Here is a 21,024-nt window from a genome sequence, read left to right as displayed (position 1 = left end):
CGCCAATCTAGAACGCGTTCTAATCACCCGGGCAGCCGGGGTCACACCAGCGCGACCAGGTCCCTGATCTGCTGCTCCGATTTCGCGCCGACCACCATCATGGTCACCCCGGCGGCCTCCCAGGCGGCGATCTGTTCGCGCACGTAGTCGACGGTGCCGACGATCGCGGCGTCGTCGACGAGCTCGTCGGGGATGACGGTGGCGGCCTCGTCCTTGCGGCCGGCCCGGAACAGCCGGGTGACGTCGTCGACCACCTCGGCGTAGCCCATCCGGCGGTACACGTCGGCGTGGAAGTTGGTGTCCTCGGCGCCCATCCCGCCCATGTAGAGCGCCAGGAACGGCTTGATCGCGCTGAGCACGGCGGGCCGGTCATCGGTGACCACCACCTGCGCGGTCGCGCAGATCTCGAAGTCGGCCCGGCTGCGGCGCGCGCCCGGCCGGGCGAAACCCTCGTCGAGCCACTCGTTGTACATCGGGGCCAGCCGCGGCGAGTAGAAGATCGGCAGCCAGCCGTCGGCGATCTCGGCGGTCATCGCGATGTTCTTCGGGCCCTCGGCCCCCAGCATGATCGGGATGTCGGCGCGGCGCGGGTGGGTGATCGGCTTGAGCGCCTTGCCCAGGCCGGTGCTGCCCGCCCCGGTCAGCGGCAGCGGGTAGTGCGGGCCCGCGCTGGTCACCGGCGCCTGCCGGGCCCAGACCTGCCGGATGATGTCGACGTACTCGCGGGTGCGGGCCAGCGGCTTGGGGAAGCGCTGGCCGTACCAGCCCTCCACCACCTGCGGCCCGGACACCCCGAGGCCCAGGATGTGCCTGCCGCCGGACAGGTGATCCAGGGTCAGCGCGGCCATCGCGCAGGCGGTCGGGGTGCGCGCGGACAGCTGCACCACCGAGGTGCCCAGCCGCAGCCGGGAGGTCTGCCGACCCCACCAGGCCAGCGGCGTGTAGGCGTCCGAGCCCCACGCCTCGGCGGTGAAGACCGTGTCGAAGCCGGCGTCCTCGGCGGCGGCGACCAGCTCGGCGTGATCGGTGGGCGGCTGCGCACCCCAGTACCCCAGTTGCAGACCCAGTTTCATGCGTGCGCCCTTTCGTTGCGGGGACCCGTCCTTGCGGCGATAGTTAGAACCTGTTCTACTCGATGCCGTGAATGCCCGTCATACCGGCCCGTCGCTGATCGATGACCGTGAACCTCCGCTTTCGGCCCCGCTGAAGCTGTCCTTTGACTACACCCGTTCGGTGGGTCCGGTGCTCGGCGCGTTCTTCACCGCGCTGCGCTCGCGCCGCATCGTCGGCACCCGCGGTTCCGACGGCCGGGTGTTCGTCCCACCGGCCGAGTATGACCCGGTGACCTACCAGGCGCTGACCGAGGTGGTCCCGGTGTCCGCGGTGGGCACCGTGGTGTCGTGGACCTGGCAGCCCGAGCCGCTGGAGGGCCAGCCGCTGGATCGGCCGTTCGCCTGGGCGCTGATCCGGCTCGACGGCGCCGACATCGCGCTGCTGCACGCCGTGGACACCGACGGCGAGCACCCCGGCGACCTGACCGGCGCCCGGGTGCACGCGCACTGGGTCGACGAACCGGTCGGCGCGATCACCGACATCGCCTGCTTTCGGCCCGGCGAAGACGCCGAGCCGGTCGCCGAGGCCGACGACGACCGGGACCCGGTGACCCTGCTGGTGTGCCCGTCCTCGATCGAGATCCAGCATTCGGCCTCGCAGCCGGAAAGCGCCTACCTGCGCGCGCTGCAGCAGGGCAAGCTGCTCGGCGGGCGCTCGGTGGCCGCCGACGGCACCCCCGGGCCGACCTACTTCCCGCCCCGGGAGGCCGACCCGGTCACCGGCACCACCATGACCGAGTTCGTCGAGCTGCCCGACACCGGCACCGTGACGACCTTCGCGATCATCAACATCCCGTTCCCCGGGCAGCGGATCAAGCCGCCGTACGTGGCGGCCTACGTGCTGCTCGACGGCGCCGACATCCCGTTCCTGCACCTGGTCACCGAGATCGACGCCGATCAGGTGCGGATGGGCATGCGGGTCGCCGCGGTGTGGAAGCCGCGCGAGCAGTGGGGCCTGGGCATCGACAACATCGACTACTTCCGGCCCAGCGGCGAACCCGACGCCGACTACGACAGCTACAAGCACCACCTGTAAGGGGATTGCGATCGTGACCGACATTGCAGTGGTGGGCTTCGCCCACGCCCCGCACGTGCGCCGCACCGAGGGCACCACCAACGGCGTCGAGATGCTGATGCCGTGCTTCACCGAGCTCAAGCAGGAGCTGGGCATCACCCAGCGCGACATCGGCTTCTGGTGCTCGGGCTCCTCGGACTACCTGGCCGGACGGGCGTTCTCGTTCATCTCCGCGATCGACTCGATCGGCGCGGTGCCGCCGATCAACGAGTCGCACGTCGAGATGGACGGCGCCTGGGCGCTGTACGAGGCCTACATCAAGATCATGACCGGCCAGGTCGAGACCGCGCTGGTGTACGGCTTCGGCAAGTCCAGCGCGGGGACCCTGCGCCGGGTGCTGGCGCTGCAGACCGACCCGTACACGGTGGCCCCGCTGTGGCCGGACTCGGTGTCGATGGCCGGCCTGCAGGCCCGGGCCGGGCTGGACGCCGGGACCTGGACCGCCGAGCAGATGGCCCAGGTGGCGCTGGATTCGTTCGCCGCCGCCCCCCGGCCGGACTCGGTCGAGCCCGCCGATTCGGTGGCCGAGCTGCTGGACCGGCCGTTCTTCGCCGACCCGCTGCGCCGCCACGACATCGCCCCGATCACCGACGGCGCGGCCGCGATCGTGCTGGCCGCCGGCGACCGGGCCCGCGAGCTGCGGGAGAACCCGGCCTGGATCACCGGGTTCGAGCACCGCATCGAGACCCCGATCCTGGGCGCCCGGGACCTGACGGTGTCCCCGTCCACCGCGGCCTCGGCGGCCGCGGCCCTCGGCGGCGACGCCGGCTCGGTGCAGGTCGCCGAGCTGCACGCGCCGTTCACTCATCAGCAGCTGATCCTGCGCGAGGCGATCGGGCTGGGGCCGGACACCCGGATCAACCCGTCCGGCGGCGCGCTGGCCGGCAACCCGATGTTCGCCGCCGGGCTGGAGCGGATCGGCTACGCCGCCCGGGCCATCTGGTCGGGCTCGGCGCAACGGACGCTGGCGCACGCCACCAGCGGGCCCGCGCTGCAACAGAATCTGGTCGCCGTGATGGAAGGTCGGGACAAGTGAGCAAGCAACTCGCGGCGGTGCTGGGCACCGGGCAGACCCGCTACGTGGCCAAGCGCAAGGACGTGTCGATGAACGGCCTGGTGCGCGAGGCGATCGACGCCGCGCTGGCCGACGCCGGGGTCACCATGGCCGATATCGATGCGGTGGTGGTCGGCAAGGCACCGGACTTCTTCGAGGGCGTGATGATGCCCGAGCTGTTCATGGCCGATGCCACCGGCGCGACGAACAAGCCGCTGATCCGGGTGCACACCGCCGGCTCGGTGGGCGGCACCACGGCGATCGTGGCGGCCAGCCTGGTGCAGGCCGGCAAGTACCGCCGGGTGCTGACCATGTCGTGGGAGAAGCAGTCCGAGTCCAACGCGATGTGGGCGCTGAGCATCCCGGTGCCGTTCACCAAGCCGGTCGGCGCGGGCGCGGGCGGCTACTTCGCCCCGCACGTGCGGGCCTACATCCGCCGCTCCGGCGCGCCGACTCACATCGGCGCGATGGTGGCGGTCAAGGACCGGCTCAACGGCGCCCGCAACCCGCTGGCGCATCTGCACCAGCCGGACATCACCGTGGAGAAGGTGCTGGCCTCGCCGATGCTGTGGGATCCGATCCGCTACGACGAGACCTGCCCGTCCTCCGACGGCGCGGCGGCCATGGTGATCGGTGACGAGGCCGCGGCCGACGCCCGAATCGCCGACGGCCACCCGGTGGCCTGGATCAACGCCACCGCGCTGCGCACCGAACCGCTGGCGTACGCCGGCCGCGACCAGGTCAACCCGCAGGCCAGCCGGGACGCCGCGGCGGCGCTGTGGCGCGACGCGGGCATCACCAACCCGATCGAGGAGATCGACGTCGCGGAGGTGTACGTGCCGTTCTCCTGGTACGAGCCGATGTGGCTGGAGAGCCTCGGGTTCGCCGCCGAGGGCGACGGCTGGAAGCTGACCGAGGCCGGCGAGACGGCGATCGGCGGGAAGATCCCGTTCAACCCGTCCGGCGGCGTGCTGTCGTCGAATCCGATCGGCGCCTCCGGGATGATCCGGTTCGCCGAGTCCGCGATCCAGGTGATGGGCAAGGGCGGCGACCACCAGGTCCCGGGCGCCCGCAAGGCCCTCGGGCACGCCTACGGCGGCGGCGCGCAGTACTTCTCCATGTGGGTGGTGTCGGCCGACAAGCCGAAATCCCCCAGCTGACCCGCCAATCGTTGCACATAACGCGGACAAAACTGTAACGTGTTCTAGTTAAGAGCATCAGGGAGGCGCGATGACCACCGAAACAGCCCACAGCAGCATTCGTGAGATCGACACCGGGGACCTGCCGGACCGCTACGCACGCGGCTGGCACTGCCTGGGGCCGGTGACGACCTTCCAGGACGGCGAGCCGCACAGCGTGCACGCCTTCGGCACCAAGCTGGTGGTCTTCGCCGACTCCGCCGGCGAGATCAAGATCCTGGACGCCTACTGCCGGCACATGGGCGGGGACCTGTCCCAGGGCACCATCAAGGACGACAACATCGCCTGCCCGTTCCACGACTGGCGCTGGGGCGGCGACGGCAAGTGCAAGCTGGTGCCGTACGCCAAGCGCACCCCGCGGCTGGCCCGCACCCGCGCCTGGCACACCGACGTGCGCGGCGGCCTGCTGTTCGTCTGGCACGACCACGAGGGCAACCCGCCGCAGCCGGAGGTCCGGATCCCGGAGATCCCGGAGTGGTCCGGCGGCGAGTGGACCGACTGGAAGTGGAACTCGATGCTGATCGAGGGCTCCAACTGCCGGGAGATCATCGACAACGTCACCGACATGGCGCACTTCTTCTACATCCACTACGGCCTGCCGACGTTCTTCAAGAACGTCTTCGAGGGCCACATCGCCAGCCAGTACCTGACCAACCTGGGCCGCCCGGACGTCGCCGACCTCGGCACCGCCTACGGCGAGTCGAAGCTGGAGTCCGAGGCGTCCTACTTCGGCCCGTCCTTCATGATCAACTGGCTGCACAACACCTACGGCGGGTTCAAGGCCGAGTCCATCCTGATCAACTGCCACTACCCGGTCACCCAGGACACCTTCATGCTGCAGTGGGGTGTCATCGTGGAGAAGCCCAAGGGCCTCGACGAGGCCACCACCGAGAAGCTGGCCGAGGCGATGACCTCCGGGGTGACCAAGGGCTTCCTGCAGGACGTGGAGATCTGGAAGCACAAGACCCGGATCGACAACCCGCTGCTGGTCGAGGAGGACGGCCCGGTCTACCAGATGCGCCGCTGGTACCAGCAGTTCTATGTCGACGTCGCCGACGTGACCGCGGAGATGACCGACCGCTACGAGCTCGAGGTGGACACCACCGCGGCGGTGGCGAAGTGGAACGTCGAGGTGGCCGAGAACCTCAAGCGCCAGGAGCAGGAGGCCTAGAGATGGACGGCCCGGACGTCGACGGCCTGGCCCGGTCCATGGCACTGCTGGCCGGCGGGCACGACGACGGGCACGCCCATCCCCAGCACCCCGGCGACGGGGCGCCCGGCGCACGGTCCTGGGGCAAGGCCCCGGACTATCACGACGATCCGGCCCGGGCGGCGGCCGCGCAGGCCGCCACCGCGGCCGATCGGCAGCGCTATCTGACCGCGGGACTGGCGCCGGTGGACTGCCGGCACTGCCACGCCCAAGTGTCGGTGAAGAAGCTCGGACCGGAATACACCGCCGTGCAGTGGAATTCTGCCGCGGCGGCGCGCTGCGCGCACTTCGCCGAGGTGCGCGCGGCCGGCGGGGACAGCGGCCGGGAGCGGTCCTGCCCGCGACTGGCGGACAGCATCAAACACGCCGTCGCCGAGGGATGCCTGGAAGCGTTCTCCAGTGCGCCATCCCCCGGCGACGGGTAGTGCTCGGTCTTTCTTCAGTTCAGCGCGTCGACGATCGACAGCGCCTGGCCCACACCGGCGATGATCGACGCCAGCCGAATCGCCTCGAAGATCGCCGGCTTGGACAGCCCGGCCTCACGGACGACGGCCTCGTGCGCGCCGACGCAGTGTTCGCAGCCGTTGATGGCCGAGACGGCCATCGACCACAGCTCGAAATCTTCTTTGGGCACACCGGGATTGCCGATGATGTTCATCCGCAGGCCGACCCGCTGGTCGTCGTACCGGCCGTCCAGGTAGCCCCGGCCGCGGTAGAACACGTTGTTCATCCCCATGATGGCGGCCGCGCCGAGTGCGGCGTGGTAGGCCTCCGCGGACAGGATGTCCAGCGCGTCCTCGGCGATCTCCTTGAGCAGGCCGGGGTGGCGCGTGGCGGCCGCGGTGGCCACCAGCGCTCCCCACAGCTGCTGCTCAGTGAGCTCGGTCGACCGCGCGATCGAGCCGAGGTTGAGCTTGAGATCCTTGGCGTACTCGGGAAGGGCTTCCTTGAGTGCGTCGATGCTCAAGGCTTACACCGCCTCGTTGAGCAGCTCACCGACGTTGATGGTCGGGTCACCCTTGCGCCAGTTGCAGGCGCACAGCTCGTCGGACTGCAGCGCGTCGAGCACCCGCAGCACCTCGTCGACGTTGCGGCCCACCGAGCCCGCGGTCACCGAGACGAACTGGATGACGTTGTCCGGGTCGATGATGAAGGTGGCGCGGTCGGCCACCCCGTCGGCGTTGAGCACGCCGGCCGCCTCGACCAGGTCCCGCTTGAGGTCGCTGGCCATCGGGAACGGCAGCGTCTTGAGGTCCTCGTGCTGGGCACGCCACTGGAAGTGCACGAACTCGTTGTCGGTCGAGACGCCGATCACCTTGGTGTCGCGGTCCTCGAAGTCCTCGTTGGCCTTGCCGAACGCGGCGATCTCGGTCGGGCAGATGAAGGTGAAGTCCTTCGGCCAGAAGAACACCACGCGCCACTTACCGGGGGCGTCATCGCTGGTCACGGTGGTGAAGTAGTCGTCGGGCGACGCGGCGTTGACGGCGGACAGATCGCCACCGACGACGGCGGTCATGGTGTAGGCCGGGAACTCGTCACCGATAGTCAACACGGGCATCAGAAGACACTCCTTCATTGGATTCGATCAAGTTTACGTATCCATTGTGCCTGTAATCCGACGCCGGGGACAGGCTATGACGCCCGTTGTGGGTGAACTCACAGATCGGCGAAGCGCTCCCGGACCGCGCCGGCGGTCAAACCGTAGTCGGCCAGCGCGTAGCTGTGCCGCGGGGCCCGCGGACCGCGCCGGCTCTCCTCGTGCATGTCCACCATCGCCGCCCGCGCGTCCTCGGTCAGCGGCAGATCGAAGTGGGTGTAGATGCCGGCCACCGTGCCGACCGGGTCGGCGACGAAGTCGGCGTAGTCGACGTCACAGAACTGCGCCGGGTCGTGGCGAGCCCGCTCGGTGTTGAACAGCGACAGCCCGCGCGACCAGGTGTCCATCGCGTCGGCGCCGATCTGCGCGCCGACGAAGGTGTTCGACCAGCCCGCGGTGGTGTGCGCCGACAGCGAGCACATCGACGCCATGATCGTCTCGGCCGGCCGGTGGCACTGCACCACCAGCGCGTCCGGGTAGGTGGCCAGCAGCGCCTCCAGCGCGAACAGGTGACTGGGGTTCTTCAGCACCCAGCGCTTGCCGATGTCGTTGAGTCCGATCAGCTGCAGGTTGCGCCGGTGCCGCGCATAGGATTTCGTCCAGTCCTGGCTGGCCAGCCAGTGCGCGTAGCCGGGCAGATGCGCCAGCGTCTCGTAGGACACCGAGTGCAGCGACTGCCGCAGCAGCTGCCAGCACTCCTCCACCTCGGCCGCCGACATGAAGTGCAGCCCCATATATTCGGGGTCCTCGTTGTGCGCCTTGGCGAACTGGGCGTCGAGCTGGGCGAACACCGGATTGGCCGCCCAGGTGTCCCGCGGCGGGCGCGGCTGCGGGAACTCCGCCAGCCACAGCTGCAGCCCCTGGTGCCCCGGATCGGCGGTCAGCAGCCGGTGCAGCGCGGTGGTGCCGGTGCGCGGCAGGCCGGTGACGAAGATCGGCCGCTCGATCGGCACCGCGGCGTAGCCGGGGTTGGCCTTCCAGGCCGCCTCCGACATCAGCCTGGCCACCAACGCATTTCGCAGGAAGAACCGGCTCATCTTGCTGCCGAGCTCGGTCAGTCCGGCCTCGTCGCGGTAGGACTCCAGCAGCACGCCGAGGGCCTGCAGGTAGTTGTCGTCGTCGCCGCCGAAGTCGTCGAGGCCGACCACCTTGGTCGCCGAGGCGTGCAGGTCCTCGACGGTGCCGACATCGGTGCGACTCACGCCTTGTACTCCCCGCAGTTGACATCCAGGGTCTGGCCGGTGATGCCGCTGGACAGCTCGCTGGCGAAGAACAGCACCGCCGAGGCCACCTCGTCCTCGGTGGGCAGCCGCTTGAGATCCGACGCCGCGGCGGTGGCGTCGTAGATCTGCTCGACGGTCATGTTGTACTTGCCGGCCTGATGCGCGAAGTACCCCTTGAGGGTGTCGCCCCAGATGTACCCGGGCACCACGGAATTCACCCGGATGCCGGCCTCGCCGAGCTCGGTGGCCAGCGACTGCGACATCGCCAGCAGCGCGGACTTGGCCATCTTGTAGGCACCGTATTTGGCCTGGGAGTGCCGGATCACCATGGAGTTGACGTTGACCACCGAACCGTCGGTGTCGGTCAGCGCCGGGGTGAAGCCCTGGGTCAGCCGCAGCGCACCGAGCACGGTCAGCTCGATGGCCTCCCGGATGTGCTCAAAGCTGGTGGCGGCCAGCGGTTTCATCGACGGCACCCGGAACGCATTGTTGATCAGCACGTCGACCCGGCCGTAGGCCTGCAGCGACCGGGCGACCAGGTTGTCCACCTGCTCGCCGTCGGTGATGTCGGTGCCGACGCAGACCGCCCGCCGGCCCAGCCCGGCGACCTCCTCGGCCACCTGTTCCAGGCGTCCCACGGTGCGGGCGGCCAGCACCAGATCCGCGCCGGCCCCCGCGCAGCGCCGGGCCAGCGTGCTGCCCAGCGCGGGCCCCACGCCGCTGATCACGACGACCTTGTCCTCCAACAGTCCGCTCATCGGTCAGCCCAACATCCTCTCGGCGATTTGTCGCTGCCGCAAGGCAATTCGCTCGCGCCAGTGCTCCGGTGAAATCCGGTTCGATTCGTGGTACGGCAGCACCCGGGGCAGCTCGTCGGCGCCGACCACGGCAACCGTCGGCCCGTCGGCGGCGGTCAGCTCCCGGGACAGTCGCTGCCAGCGGAACTGCAGATAGCCGCGCCGGTGCCCGGTGGTCTCACACCAGTTGGTCAGCCCGGGGTTGCGTTCGGCGACCACGATGCGGATCTTGCCGTCCGGGTCGACCTGCGCCTGGGTGCCGTTCAGCGAGGTCTGGTGGTTGATGTAGTCCAGCGAGATGTACCACAGGCTGCCCAGCTGGAAGCCCAGGTACGGCGCGTCGGACGCCGGCAGGGTGATGATCATGGCCTGATCGGGGCCCAGGTCGTAGTGCCCGACCGAGGAGTACTGGGTGGCCAGCCCGCCGGGGGTCAGCCGCGGCGCCACCATGGTGTTGACCGGCAGGTTCAGATAGAACCACTGCGGGAACGCCAGCCAGGTCTTGACCCGCTGCACCAGCTGCCGGCCGGCCACCTCGTAGCGCCGCCGCAGCAGCGCCGGGGTCACCGGGTCGGGCGCGGTGCCCGCGGTGTCGGTGCGCTCGACGGTGAGCACGCCGCGGCGCGCCGACCAGTCGTTGTACACCTCGCGAATCAGCAACTGCGACGGGGCATCCGGGGTGATCCGCCACTCGAAGCTGCCGTCCGCGGCGACCTGCAGGTCCCGGTCGTCGAACGCGGCCTGGCTCGGCGGCACGTTGGCGTCGGTGTACTCCCCGCCGAGCAGCTGGAAGCTCAGGTCAGTGGTCTGCCCGCGCCGGCCGCGCACCACGTACTCGTGGCCGGGCACCACCCGGGTGCCGAAGTACAGGGTGTCCGGATTGTCCAGGCCCATCTTGGTGAACGGGCCGGTGCCGGACTGCAGGTGCGGGTGGTCGCGGTCGTAGTCGAAGGCCAGGTGCAGGCAGCCGGCGATGCAGCCGGCCAGGTACTGCAGGCCCTCGGCCAGGTCCGCCTCGGTCTCGATGTGCGGCGCCGCGGCCACCAGGGCCTCGGCCTCGGCGATGGCGTCGAGCAGGGGCTGGGAAAACATCGAACTCCCATGTTGTTCCAATATTCTACCGATGCGGTAGATTCTTGTAATGACAGTAGGACCTGTGCCCGGGGACGTCAATCGCCCGGCCGGTCGGCGCGGCTCCCCACCCACCGACCGGGTGATCGCCGTGCTGGAGTTCCTCGCCGCCCATCCGGGCGATCGATTCGGGCTGTCCGAGCTGGCCCGCCGCCTCGAGCTGTCCAAGCCGACCTGCCTGGGCATCCTGACCGCGCTGACCGGCGCCGGCTACCTGGTCCGCGACGACGGCGACACCGGCCGGGACAAGACCTATCGGCTGGGTCCGGCGCTGATCGCGCTGGGACACCGGGCCCAGGAGGCCCTGCGGGTCAGCCCGGCCGCCCGCGCCGAGCTGGGCGCGCTGGCCGCCGAGTTCGGCACCGCCGCGGCGGTGTCCGCGGTGATCGAGGACCGGATCACCGTGCTGGATCTCATCGGGCCGCCGGGGGTCGACGTCGGCGTCACGATCGGCCAGTCCTACCCGTTCGCCCCGCCGGTCGGGCTGATGTTCGTGCTGTGGGACCCGGCGGCGCTGCGGGGCTGGCTGGCCCTGGCGCCCACCGTGCCGCTGCGCACCGATTCGGCCCGGCTCGATCTGGTCGTCGCGGCCTGCCGGTCGGCCGGCTACCTGGTGGAACGCCAGACCCCGGCGGGCCGGCGGCTCTACGCCCTGCTGGCCGGGGTGTCCGGCACGCTGCCCGACGAGCTGCGGGCGCTGCTGCGCGAACTCGTCGCCGACATCGGCGAGCGGGTCTATCTGCCCGGCGAGAACCCGGGCAGCGACCGGCACGACATCAGCGTGATCTCGGCACCGGTGTTCGACCAGCACCGCCGCCAGGCCATGGTGCTGTCGCTGCACATCGGCCACCCGCTGACCGACGCCGAGATCACCGCGCGGGCCGGGGCGCTGGTCGCCGCGGCGGACCGGATGACCGCGCAGTTGTCCGGGGGCGCCGGCCGCTGAGGGCCCTCAGATGCCCGACAGCGCGCTCAGCGCGTCGCTGGGCGACACCTGCAGGTTGCAGCGGTTCTTGAAGTCGTTGAGCGGGGCCTGGATCGCCCGGATGTCGTTGGCCTCGACCGGGTGCTCGTTGAAGTAGCCGTCGAGCTGGCCGACCGCGATGAACGCCGGCTGCCGGGTGATCTCGATCAGCGCGCCGTTGGTCTCCGGATGCTTGTCCAGGTAGTCGGCCAGCTTGCTGTTCACCCCGGCCGAGGTGCGGGCCAGCTCGGCGGCGTTGCAGTCATCGGCGGCCGCCACCGGCGACTCCGTGCTGGTCGACTCCGTGCTGGTCGATTCGGCGGTGGACTCCGACGTCGCGGTCGCCTCCGACGACGGGGTCGCCTCCGACGTCGGGGCGGTGTCGGTGGGCTCGGCGGCCGCCGACGGCATCAGCGCGACGGTACCGGCGGCCACGCCGATCGCGGCGACGGCGGCGAACAGCCCACGACGGGCGGGGGTCACGGCGAGACGAGTCACATGCACTCCTTTGTTGGCGCAACGCACTCCCGTGGCTCGGGAGTCCTACAGAAGGTGTGTCGTCGGGACCCCGCGCCCGCGTTACTTTCGGGGTCGGTGTGAGATCGAACCGGATCCGCGAAACAGAGAGGCGCCCATGCTCACCTTCACCCATCAGGACACCCTGCGAGAGGTCAGCACACCCGCGGGTGTGCTCCGCTACCACGAGGCCGGCGACGGACCGCCGCTGCTGTTGCTGCACGGATCCGGGCCCGGGGTGACCGGCTGGCGCAATTACCGCGGCAACCTGGGGTTTTTCGCCGAGCACTTCCGCTGCCTGGTGCTGGAGTTCCCCGGTTTCGGGGTCAGCGACGACTTCGGTGGGCATCCGCTGCTCGATGCCCAGCGCGCGGTGGCGGAGTTCACCGACACGCTCGGCCTGGACCGGGTGGACATCATCGGCAATTCGATGGGCGGCGGCGTCGGGATCAGCTTCGCGATCAACAACCCCGAGCGGGTCGGCAAGCTGGTCACCATCGGCGGGATCGGGACCAACATCTTCAGCCCCGGGCCCAGCGAGGGCATCCGGCTGCTGCAGGAGTTCACCGAAAACCCGACCCGCGAGCGGCTCATCGAGTGGCTGCACGCCATGGTCTACGACCCGGCCCTGGTCACCGAGGAGCTGATCGAGGAACGCTGGGCGCTGGCCAGCGACCCGGCCGCGCTGGAGTCGGCCCGCCGGATGTACGGCAAGGCCGCGTTCGCCGCGATGATGGCCATGATGCGCCGCGCCGACGTCCCGATGCCGTGGGCGGTGATGCACAAACTCACCGTGCCAACGCTGCTGACCTGGGGCCGCGATGACCGGGTCAGCCCGTTGGACATGGCGCTGATCCCGATGCGCACCATCCCCGACGCGGAGTTCCACGTCTTCCCGAACTGCGGCCACTGGGTGATGATCGAGGCCAAGGCCGCGTTCCAGCGGACCGTGCTGCCCTTCCTTACCGGTTAGGCGCCACCACCCGGCCCTCGGCCTGTTCGCGCTGGATTTCCAGGGCGATGTCGATGAGCTGATCCTCCTGCCCGCCGATCAGCTTGCGCTGCCCGGCCCGGTGCAGCAGCAGGTGCGCGGGCACCCCGTACCGCTCGGACTGCCGGATGGCGTGCTTGAGGAAGCTGGAGTACACCCCGGAGTAGCCCATGATCAGCGCGTTGCGGTCCAGCAGGCACTCGGCCGGCATGGCCGGGGCGACCACCTCTTCGGCGGCGTCGGCGATGTCGAAGAAGTCGATGCCGGTCTTGACGCCGATCTTGTCGAACACCCCGATCAGCGCCTCCACCGGGGCGTTGCCGGCCCCGGCGCCGAACCGCCGGCAGCTGCCGTCGATCTGCTTGGCGCCGGCGCGGACCGCCTCCACCGAGTTGGCCACCCCCAGCCCCAGGTTCTCGTGCCCGTGGAAACCGACCTGGGCGTCGTCGCCGAGCTCGGCGACCAGCGCCGCGACCCGGTCGGACACCCCGTCGAGCACCAGCGCGCCGGCCGAGTCCACCACGTACACGCACTGGCAGCCGGCGTCGGCCATGATCCGGGCCTGCTGGGCCAGCTTCTCCGGGCTGATGGTGTGGCTCATCATCAGGAACCCGACGGTCTCCAGGCCCAGGTCGCGGGCCAGCCCGAAGTGCTGCTCGGAGACGTCGGCCTCGGTGCAGTGGGTGGCGATCCGGCAGATCGCGCCGCCGTTGCCCTGGGCCTCCTTGATGTCCTCCTTGGTGCCCAGTCCGGGCAGCATCAGGAAGGCGATCTTGGCATCGCGGGCGGTCTCGGCGGCGAGCCTGATCAGCTCCTGCTCGGGGGTCTTGGAGAACCCGTAGTTGAAGCTGGAGCCGCCCAGCCCGTCCCCGTGGGTGACCTCGATGACCGGCACCCCGGCGGCGTCCAGCGCCCCGACAATGGACACCACCTCGTCGGCGGTGAACTGGTGGCGCTTGTGGTGCGAACCGTCGCGCAGCGACGTGTCGGTGATCCGGACGTCCCAGACGTCGCTCATGAAGATCTCGGTCATGCTGTGACTCCCTGCATCCGCTGCGACATTGCCTCGCCGACCTTGGTGGCGGCGGCCGTCATGATGTCGAGGTTGCCCGCGTACGGCGGCAGATAGTCGCCGGCGCCCTCGACCTCGATGAACGTGGTGACGACGTGATTGCCGCCGTTGACCACCGACGGCTCGTCGAACTGCGGCTCGTTGAGCAGCCGGTAGCCCGGCACATAGCTCTGCACCTCGGCGACGACGTCCTTGATCGACGTCACGATGGCGTCCCGGTCGGCGTCCTCGGGGATCGCGCAGAAGATGGTGTCGCGCATGATCATCGGCGGATCGGCCGGGTTCAGGATGATGATCGCCTTGCCGCGACGCGCCCCGCCGATGGTCCGCACCCCGGCGCTGGTGGTCTTGGTGAACTCATCGATGTTGGCCCGGGTGCCCGGACCGGCCGACGCCGAGGACACCGACGCCACGATCTCGGCGTAGGGCACCTCGCCGCCACCGGCGGCCACCGCCCGGCTGACCGCGTAGACGATCGGGATGGTCGCCTGCCCGCCGCAGGTGATCATGTTGACGTTCGGCGCATCGAGGTGCTCGCGCAGGTTGGCCGGCGGGATCACCGCCGGGCCGACGGCGGCCGGGGTCAGGTCGATCGCCCGGATGCCGGCCTCCTCGTAGCGCGGGGCGGCATCGCGGTGCACGTAGGCGCTGGTCGCCTCGAACAGGATGTCCGGCTTCTCGTCGAGCTCGAGCAGCCATTCGGCGCCCTTGTGACTGGTCTCCAGGCCCAGCGTGCGGGCCCGGGCCAGACCTTCGGAATCCGGGTCGATGCCGACCATCCAGCGCGGCTCCAGCCAGTCCGAGCGCAGCAGCTTGTACAGCAGGTCGGTGCTGATATTGCCCGACCCGACGATGGCGACCGACTTCTTCTCAGCCATATCTTCTCCCTATTCGAACGACAGCCGGACCGAACCCAGCCCGGTGAAATCGGCGACGAACTCGTCGCCGGGGCGCGCGTCGATGGCGCGCGTACACGATCCGGGCAGCACCACATCACCGGCGCGCAGCCGCACGCCGAAGCTCTCGACCTTGCGGGCCAGCCAGGCCACCGCGGTGACCGGGTTGCCCAGCACCGCGTCGCTGCGGCCCTCGGCGATCACCTCGCCGTTGCGGCGCAGCACCGCGTCGATCGCCCGGATGTCGATGTCCTTGGGCGACACCCGCTGCTCGCCGAGCACCCAGCCGGCCGAGGAGGCGTTGTCGGCGATGGTGTCGCACAGCTTGATCTGCCAGTTGGTGATCCGGGTGTCGATCAGCTCGATCGACGGCACGAACGCGGCGGTGGCGGCCAGCACGTCGTCCTCGGTGCAGTTCGCGCCGGGCAGGTCGTCGGCCAGGATGAAGCCCACCTCGACCTCCACCCGCGGGTACAGGAACCGGCCGGCCGGCACCGGGACGTCCTGGAACACCGCCATGTCGTCGAGCAGGTGACCGTAGTCCGGCTCGTCGACGCCCATCATCTGCTGCATCGCGGCGCTGGACAGGCCGACCTTGTGGCCGATCACCTTCGCGCCGCCGGCCACCCGCTCGCGGATGTTGATCAGCTGGATCTCGTAGGCGTCGACCACGTCGATGTCGGGATGAGCGTCGGTCAGCGGCGCGATCGGCGTCCGGCTGCGCTCGGCCTCGGCCAGCTGGGCGGCGAGCGCCGCACGGGTCTGGGCATCGAGCATTGTGCTAATTCCCCTCACTGGTTTGACCGGGACAGTTGTCGCCGACCCAGGCAATTCTATAACGTGTTCTACATGACGATGCAGGAGTACGACGTCGTGGTGGTCGGCAGCGGTGGCGCCGGCATGGTCGCCGCCCTCACGGCCGCCCGCCAGGGTCTTTCCACAGTAATGGTTGAGAAGGCCGCGCACTACGGCGGTTCCACCGCCCGGTCCGGCGGCGGGGTGTGGATCCCGAACAACGAGGTGCTGGCCCGCGCCAAGGTCACCGACACCCCCGAGCAGGCGGCCAAGTACCTGCACGGCCTGGTCGGCGACGTGGTGCCCGCCGAGAAGATCGACACCTACCTGCAGCGCAGCCCGGAGATGCTGTCCTTCGTGCTGGCCAACTCGCCGCTGAAGCTGTGCTGGGTGCCGAACTACTCCGACTACTACCCGGAGGCCCCCGGCGGCCGGGCCGGCGGCCGGTCGGTGGAACCCAAGCCGTTCAACGCCAAGAAGCTCGGCGCGGATCTGGCCGGGCTGGAGCCGCCGTACGGCAAGGTGCCGATGAACATGGTGGTGCTGCAGCAGGACTACGTGCGACTCAACCAGCTCAAGCGCCACCCGCGCGGCGTGCTGCGCAGCCTGAAGGTCGGCGCCCGCACGGTGTGGGCGAACGCGACCGGTAAGCACCTGGTCGGGATGGGCCGCGCGCTGATCGCCCCGCTGCGTATGGCGCTGCGCGATTCCGGTGTGCCGGTCCGGTTGAACACCGCGCTGACCGACCTCTACACCGAGGACGGCGCGGTGCGCGGGGTGTACGTGCGCGACACCAACGCCGCCGAGGGCGCCGAGCCGGAGCTGATCCGGGCCCGCCGCGCGGTGATCCTGTGCAGCGGCGGGTTCGAGCACAACGCGGAGATGCGGCGCAAGTACCAGCGCGCCCCGATCACCACCGAGTGGACCGTCGGCGCGACCGCCAACACCGGTGAGGGCATCGTCGCCGCCGAGAAGCTCGGCGCCGCACTGGAACTCATGGAGGACTCCTGGTGGGGCCCGACGGTGCCGCTGGAGGGCGCGCCGTGGTTCGCGCTGTCCGAACGCAACTCGCCCGGCTCGATCATCGTCGACATGTCCGGCCGCCGGTTCATGAACGAGTCGATGCCCTATGTGGAGGCGGTGCACCACATGTATGGCGGCCAGTACGGCCAGGGCGACGGCCCGGGCGAGCACATCCCGGCCTGGCTGATCTTCGACCAGCAGTACCGCGACCGGTACATCTTCGCCGGACTGCAGCCGGGACAGCGGATCCCGCGCAAGTGGATGGAGTCCGGGGTGATCGTCACCGCCGGCACCCTCGACGAGCTGGCCGACAAGACCGGGCTGCCGGCCGGCGCGCTGCACGCCACCGTGGAGCGGTTCAACGGCTTCGCCCAGACCGGCGTCGACGAGGACTTCCACCGCGGCGAGAGCGCCTACGACCGCTACTACGGCGACCCGACCAACAAGCCGAACCCGAACCTGGGCCAGATCGGCAAGCCGCCGTACTACGCGGCCAAGATGGTGCCCGGCGACCTGGGCACCAAGGGTGGGGTGCGCACCGATGTGCACGGCCGCGCGCTGCGCGACGACGATTCGGTGATCGAGGGCCTCTACGCGGCGGGTAACGTCAGCTCGCCGGTGATGGGCCACACCTATCCCGGCCCCGGCGGCACCATCGGACCCGCCATGACCTTCGGATACCTGGCGGCCCTGCACGCCGCCGGAAAGGCCTGACCGCTATGCCCATCGATCTCGACATCGCCATCGGCGCCGAGCTTGAGCCGGTCGAATTCTCTTGGACCAGCAGCGACATTCAGCTCTATCACCTCGGCCTCGGCGCCGGCGCGGACCCGATGGATCCGCGCGAGCTGCGCTACCTGCTCGACGGCACCCCGCAGGTGCTGCCCACCTTCGGCAACGTCGCGCAGAGCTTCCACCTGACCACCCCGCCGGAGGTGAAGTTCCCCGGCATCGACATCGAGCTGAGCCGGGTGCTGCACGCCAGCGAGGGCATCTCCGCGCCGGGCCCGATCCCGGCCACCGGCACCGGGGTGGCCGTCACCCGCTTCACCGAGATCTGGGACAAGGGCAAGGCCGCGGTGATCTGGTCGGAGACCACCGTCACCGATCCGGCCGGCGCCCTGCTGTGGACCCAGAAGCGGTCCATCTTCGCCCGCGGCGAGGGCGGCTTCGGCGGCGACCGCGGCCCGTCGACCTCCGCCGAAACCCCGGACCGGGCGCCGGATCTGGAGCTGGACATCCCCACCCTGGGGCAGCAGGCGCTGCTCTACCGGCTGTGCGGTGACCGCAACCCGCTGCATTCCGATCCCGGCTTCGCCGCAGCGGCCGGCTTCGACCGGCCGATCCTGCACGGGCTGTGCACCTACGGGATGACCGCCAAGGCGCTCACCGATGCGCTGCTCGACGGCGACGCCGCCGCGGTCGGCTCCTACAGCGCCCGGATGGCCGGGGTGGTGTTCCCCGGCGAGACCCTGCACCTGGCGGCCTGGCAGACCGACGCCGGCTACCTGGGCACCCTGACCGTGCCGGCCCGGGACAACGCGGTGGCACTGGCCGGGGTGGAGTTCAGCGCCCGCTGACCACGACTCGCACCGGCTACCGCAACCCGCCCACCAGCCGGTACTGCAGGTCCTGAACGAATGGCCGTTCGGTCACCGGGATCTCGGACCGCGCGGCGGCCACCACGACGCCGCCGCGCGTCAGGGTTGCCCGAAAGACACCGGGGCGCAACGGTGCCAGGCAGATGCCACGGCCGGCGCCGGCCTGGCAGACCACCCGTTGATCACCGCCGACGATGTCGATTCTGCCGGGGGCGGTGGCGAAACTCACCACCTCGATGGCATCCCGCGGCGCGGTGCTGTCCGGAACCGGGTGCATCAACAGCGTTTCCGGATACACCGGACGGGCCGCGGCCGGTTGGCTGCGGTAGGAGGCGAAGAGCGCATCGCGGGTGATCCGGGGTGGCCGGCCCCATTTGAATCTGGCGATGTCGTAGGCGTTGACGTCGAGTATTCGCCAGCCGTGCGCCACCGACGGCGCCATCGCCGTCGACTCGGCGTAGTCGTTCCAGGTGATCAGTTGAACCCATTCGGCCCGCTTCTCAATCGCAAGCTGCCACGCCATTCGATTGGTCGTCCCGTTCCAGGACTCCTCGAAGGTGCCGCTCCGGGGCCTGCTGTCCTGATAGGGGATCGGCTGCATCCAGATCTTTCCGCGAGAATGCGCTTGATCGATCAGATCACCCGGAGACCCACGGGCACGATCCGACAGGGTCATGCCGAGCGGATTCCGGCCGCCCCAGGCCGAGAATCCGTAGGAGATCGCATCGTATTGACCGATGTTGTCCGATACGTCGACAAAGACCGGGACGAAGGCAACCCTGGTGCGAAGCTTCGCGTTCAGGGCGCGCAGCGCGGCAGCCCACCAGTCCGGCGGGCGACGTTCCGCGGCGAAGGCACCGAGTACCGGCCGGCCATCGGGAAGCCGATACGCCGCCGGCGATATCAGGTAGGCCGCGATGTCCGCCACGAACTCATCGAAGGAAAGGCCGAGCAGCGGCCCGGCCATGTCGGCGGTGACGAGGATGTCGAAACCGCCGCTTCCTGCGGCGGCCGTCAGGAGGTTGTCAACGGTGTCGGACTGCGATCGCGCCAGGATGACGTCGACGGCGAATCCATCTATGCCCACCGACTTCGCCTGAGCCATCTCGGTGGCAATGTCAGCCAACTGCCAGCCCGAATGGTCGATGCGCGGACGCGGTACCGGTCGGTCCCGCAGCAGCCCGCCGTAGCCGGCGTGGATGCCGCCTTCCCCTTCCGGGGTGAGGTACTCGCGCTGGTAATAGTCCGCGGCCCCGTCCTGGTTGTCGATCGAGATGGGAAAATTCGGCATGTAATGCGCGAATACCTTGCGCGGGGTCGGTCCGGTGGGAAGATCAAACGGCAGGTAACCGGTGACGGGATGCTCGACGGCCGGCACCGGCTCCGGCCGCAGCCGGGGAGACCCCAGGACACCGACGGGCGCGGACGCCAACACCAGGGCGAGGACCGCGGTCAGCCGTACCGCCAACGCCCGTACCGCGGCGGTTCTACCCTTGGGCGCCCTACAGATAGCGGCCGTCCACGGTGCTGGACCCTCGGACGAAGTTGACCACCACTCCGAGAACCGGCGTACCACTGAGGCGGGTCCCGGCGACGATCTCCGTCAACGCGCGCTTGGTCCCGCCGGCGGCGACCACGAGCACGACGGCGTCGGCGGCCCCGATCAGCACCTGGGCCTCGACGCATTCGGAAAACGCCGGGCAGTCCCCGATGACGATGTCGGCCCCATCTTTGGCCGCATCGAGGCGAAAGTCGAACGATTCCGCGGTGAGCAGCGCCACCGGACTGACCGGCATGACCGCGACGGACCCCACTTCGGCGAGCCGCGGCGTCGGCTCTTGCCCGTCCGGGCCGACCCACAGTTCGACCACGGATCGTCCGCGTTCGGCGAACGCGCGGCCAAGGGTCCGGGAAACCACGCTCGCACCATCACCACGGCCGGGTGCGACCACCGCCAGCACCGGCGGTTTGCTCAGGTCGGCCAGGCCCCGCAGGGCCGATTCGACGTTGACGCTCAGCCGCAGGCCCGCCTGCCGCAGCCCCTCGTCGGAATCGAAAACCCGGTCCGGATCGGCGTTTCGCGCCAACGCCTTGTTGCGGGCAAACTCCGCGACCACTGGGGATCCGGCGATCGCCTGCACCGCGCCGCGTGAGCGGACCCTGGTGTCGAACTGCTCGAGCAGGTGGATCAGCGCCAGCGCGACGACCAGGGCACCCAGGGCCGCGAGCGTTCCGACCTGCCACAACGGCAGTCCGGCCGGGACCGTGCTGGCGGGGTTCGCCCGGGTCACCACCTGGACCAGTGGCGGGAAGTCGGGGTTGTTGTCGACGAACTCAATCTTCGCCACGTAGGACGCCAGCACATCGCCGTAGGCGTTGGCGATGTTCATCGCCCGCTCCGGACTGGAATCGGCCACCGAAATCATCATCAGGACGGTGTCTTTGACCGACGACGCCGACACCTGGCTGACCAGCTGCTGCGGAGTCTGCGACAGTTGCAGCCGGTCGATGACCCGCTGAGCGAGATCATCGCTCTGGAACATCTTCGCGTAGGTCAGCACCCGCTGCCGGGAGAACAGATCGCCTTGATAGGCGCTGGCCGAGGTCTTGACATCGGGTGCCCGCAGAAAGAGTTCGACCGAGGCCAGATATTTCTGGTCGACGGTGGCGTTGTACCCACTCACCCCGACCAGCGCGACCAGCAGGCAGGCCGCAACAACCCACCACCGCCGACGCAGTGCGATCCGCTCGCGCTTCAAAAGTTCCAT

21 protein-coding genes are annotated in these 21,024 nt (G+C 69.7%); 9 read left to right on the top strand and 12 right to left on the bottom strand.

Annotated elements, in window-relative coordinates; genetic code table 11:
* Window positions 1-41: 41 nt before the first annotated feature.
* Window positions 42-1,073 carry an LLM class F420-dependent oxidoreductase gene (locus tag G6N10_RS16755; protein ID WP_085101062.1) on the bottom strand — a complete coding sequence of 344 codons (1,032 nt, stop codon included), beginning with the start codon at window positions 1,071-1,073 and terminating at the stop codon, window positions 42-44.
* Window positions 1,074-1,140: 67 nt separating this feature from the next.
* On the opposite strand from G6N10_RS16755, the gene G6N10_RS16750 reads away from it, so the two are divergent.
* The 5 genes from G6N10_RS16750 to G6N10_RS16730 all read left to right on the top strand — a co-directional run bounded on the left by G6N10_RS16750 (window position 1,141) and on the right by G6N10_RS16730 (window position 6,075).
* Window positions 1,141-2,148, top strand: a complete 1,008-nt coding sequence (locus tag G6N10_RS16750) for a Zn-ribbon domain-containing OB-fold protein (RefSeq protein ID WP_085101058.1) — start codon at window positions 1,141-1,143, stop codon at window positions 2,146-2,148.
* Between the two features lie 13 nt (window positions 2,149-2,161).
* Complete coding sequence (locus G6N10_RS16745; protein ID WP_085101054.1) at window positions 2,162-3,223, top strand: thiolase family protein; 1,062 nt, start codon at window positions 2,162-2,164, stop codon at window positions 3,221-3,223.
* Window positions 3,220-4,401, top strand: coding sequence for a thiolase family protein (locus tag G6N10_RS16740; protein ID WP_085101049.1), 1,182 nt, complete (start codon window positions 3,220-3,222; stop codon window positions 4,399-4,401). The genes G6N10_RS16745 and G6N10_RS16740 overlap by 4 nt, the downstream gene beginning before the upstream one ends.
* A gap of 70 nt (window positions 4,402-4,471) precedes the next feature.
* Window positions 4,472-5,611, top strand: a complete 1,140-nt coding sequence (locus G6N10_RS16735) for a 3-ketosteroid-9-alpha-monooxygenase, oxygenase component (RefSeq protein ID WP_085101045.1) — start codon at window positions 4,472-4,474, stop codon at window positions 5,609-5,611.
* Window positions 5,612-5,613: 2 nt separating this feature from the next.
* Window positions 5,614-6,075, top strand: coding sequence for a hypothetical protein (locus tag G6N10_RS16730; protein WP_085101041.1), 462 nt, complete (start codon window positions 5,614-5,616; stop codon window positions 6,073-6,075).
* Window positions 6,076-6,089: 14 nt separating this feature from the next.
* Here G6N10_RS16730 and G6N10_RS16725 read toward each other — a convergent pair whose 3' ends face one another.
* The 5 genes from G6N10_RS16725 to G6N10_RS16705 all read right to left on the bottom strand — a co-directional run bounded on the left by G6N10_RS16725 (window position 6,090) and on the right by G6N10_RS16705 (window position 10,359).
* A complete protein-coding gene (locus tag G6N10_RS16725; protein ID WP_085101036.1) occupies window positions 6,090-6,617 on the bottom strand; it encodes an alkylhydroperoxidase, AhpD family in 528 nt (175 codons plus the stop codon).
* Window positions 6,618-6,620: 3 nt separating this feature from the next.
* The gene (locus G6N10_RS16720) at window positions 6,621-7,208 is read right to left on the bottom strand and encodes a peroxiredoxin (protein ID WP_085101032.1); all 588 of its coding nucleotides are present in this window, start codon (window positions 7,206-7,208) and stop codon (window positions 6,621-6,623) included.
* A 98-nt stretch (window positions 7,209-7,306) separates the two neighbouring features.
* Window positions 7,307-8,449: a sulfotransferase family protein gene (locus tag G6N10_RS16715; RefSeq protein WP_085101029.1), complete on the bottom strand. Its 1,143-nt coding sequence runs from the start codon at window positions 8,447-8,449 to the stop codon at window positions 7,307-7,309.
* Window positions 8,446-9,228: an SDR family oxidoreductase gene (locus tag G6N10_RS16710; RefSeq protein WP_085101026.1), complete on the bottom strand. Its 783-nt coding sequence runs from the start codon at window positions 9,226-9,228 to the stop codon at window positions 8,446-8,448. The genes G6N10_RS16715 and G6N10_RS16710 overlap by 4 nt, the downstream gene beginning before the upstream one ends.
* 3 nt (window positions 9,229-9,231) lie before the next feature.
* Complete coding sequence (locus tag G6N10_RS16705) at window positions 9,232-10,359, bottom strand: hypothetical protein (RefSeq protein WP_085101023.1); 1,128 nt, start codon at window positions 10,357-10,359, stop codon at window positions 9,232-9,234.
* A 49-nt stretch (window positions 10,360-10,408) separates the two neighbouring features.
* Between G6N10_RS16705 and G6N10_RS16700 the strand changes: the two genes are divergently transcribed.
* Window positions 10,409-11,344: a helix-turn-helix domain-containing protein gene (locus tag G6N10_RS16700; protein ID WP_085101020.1), complete on the top strand. Its 936-nt coding sequence runs from the start codon at window positions 10,409-10,411 to the stop codon at window positions 11,342-11,344.
* Window positions 11,345-11,350: 6 nt separating this feature from the next.
* Here the strand turns inward: G6N10_RS16700 and G6N10_RS16695 are convergent, their stop codons facing one another.
* Entirely contained in the window at window positions 11,351-11,860 is a 510-nt protein-coding gene (locus G6N10_RS16695) for a hemophore-related protein (RefSeq protein ID WP_133055215.1), read from the bottom strand.
* A 136-nt stretch (window positions 11,861-11,996) separates the two neighbouring features.
* Between G6N10_RS16695 and G6N10_RS16690 the strand changes: the two genes are divergently transcribed.
* Entirely contained in the window at window positions 11,997-12,851 is an 855-nt protein-coding gene (locus tag G6N10_RS16690; RefSeq protein WP_085101015.1) for an alpha/beta fold hydrolase, read from the top strand.
* Here the strand turns inward: G6N10_RS16690 and dmpG are convergent.
* The 3 genes from dmpG to G6N10_RS16675 are packed head-to-tail and all read right to left on the bottom strand — an operon-like array spanning window position 12,841 to window position 15,614.
* Window positions 12,841-13,902 carry a 4-hydroxy-2-oxovalerate aldolase gene (gene dmpG, locus G6N10_RS16685; protein WP_085101012.1) on the bottom strand — a complete coding sequence of 354 codons (1,062 nt, stop codon included), beginning with the start codon at window positions 13,900-13,902 and terminating at the stop codon, window positions 12,841-12,843. The genes G6N10_RS16690 and dmpG overlap by 11 nt on opposite strands.
* Window positions 13,899-14,819 carry an acetaldehyde dehydrogenase (acetylating) gene (locus G6N10_RS16680; RefSeq protein WP_085101009.1) on the bottom strand — a complete coding sequence of 307 codons (921 nt, stop codon included), beginning with the start codon at window positions 14,817-14,819 and terminating at the stop codon, window positions 13,899-13,901. The genes dmpG and G6N10_RS16680 overlap by 4 nt, the downstream gene beginning before the upstream one ends.
* Window positions 14,820-14,828: 9 nt before the next feature.
* On the bottom strand, window positions 14,829-15,614 hold the full coding sequence (locus G6N10_RS16675; protein ID WP_085101007.1) for a 2-keto-4-pentenoate hydratase: 786 nt from the start codon (window positions 15,612-15,614) through the stop codon (window positions 14,829-14,831).
* A 72-nt stretch (window positions 15,615-15,686) separates the two neighbouring features.
* Here G6N10_RS16675 and kstD point away from each other — a divergent pair, with 72 nt between their 5' ends.
* Both kstD and G6N10_RS16665 read left to right on the top strand, forming a co-directional pair.
* Window positions 15,687-17,369 (top strand): 3-oxosteroid 1-dehydrogenase, encoded by a 1,683-nt coding sequence (gene kstD / locus G6N10_RS16670; RefSeq protein WP_085101146.1) that lies wholly within the window; start codon window positions 15,687-15,689, stop codon window positions 17,367-17,369.
* 5 nt (window positions 17,370-17,374) lie between these two features.
* Entirely contained in the window at window positions 17,375-18,235 is an 861-nt protein-coding gene (locus G6N10_RS16665; protein ID WP_085101004.1) for an enoyl-CoA hydratase ChsH3, read from the top strand.
* A 16-nt stretch (window positions 18,236-18,251) separates the two neighbouring features.
* On the opposite strand, the gene G6N10_RS16660 is transcribed toward G6N10_RS16665, so the two are convergent.
* On the bottom strand, window positions 18,252-19,724 hold the full coding sequence (locus G6N10_RS16660) for a glycoside hydrolase family 71 protein (RefSeq protein ID WP_085101001.1): 1,473 nt from the start codon (window positions 19,722-19,724) through the stop codon (window positions 18,252-18,254).
* Window positions 19,725-19,758: 34 nt separating this feature from the next.
* Entirely contained in the window at window positions 19,759-21,024 is a 1,266-nt protein-coding gene (locus G6N10_RS16655; RefSeq protein ID WP_085100999.1) for a Wzz/FepE/Etk N-terminal domain-containing protein, read from the bottom strand.

This window comes from Mycolicibacterium fallax, from assembly GCF_010726955.1.
Lineage (GTDB): Bacteria > Actinomycetota > Actinomycetes > Mycobacteriales > Mycobacteriaceae > Mycobacterium > Mycobacterium fallax.
This window is presented reverse-complemented; position numbering and strand designations above follow the sequence as displayed.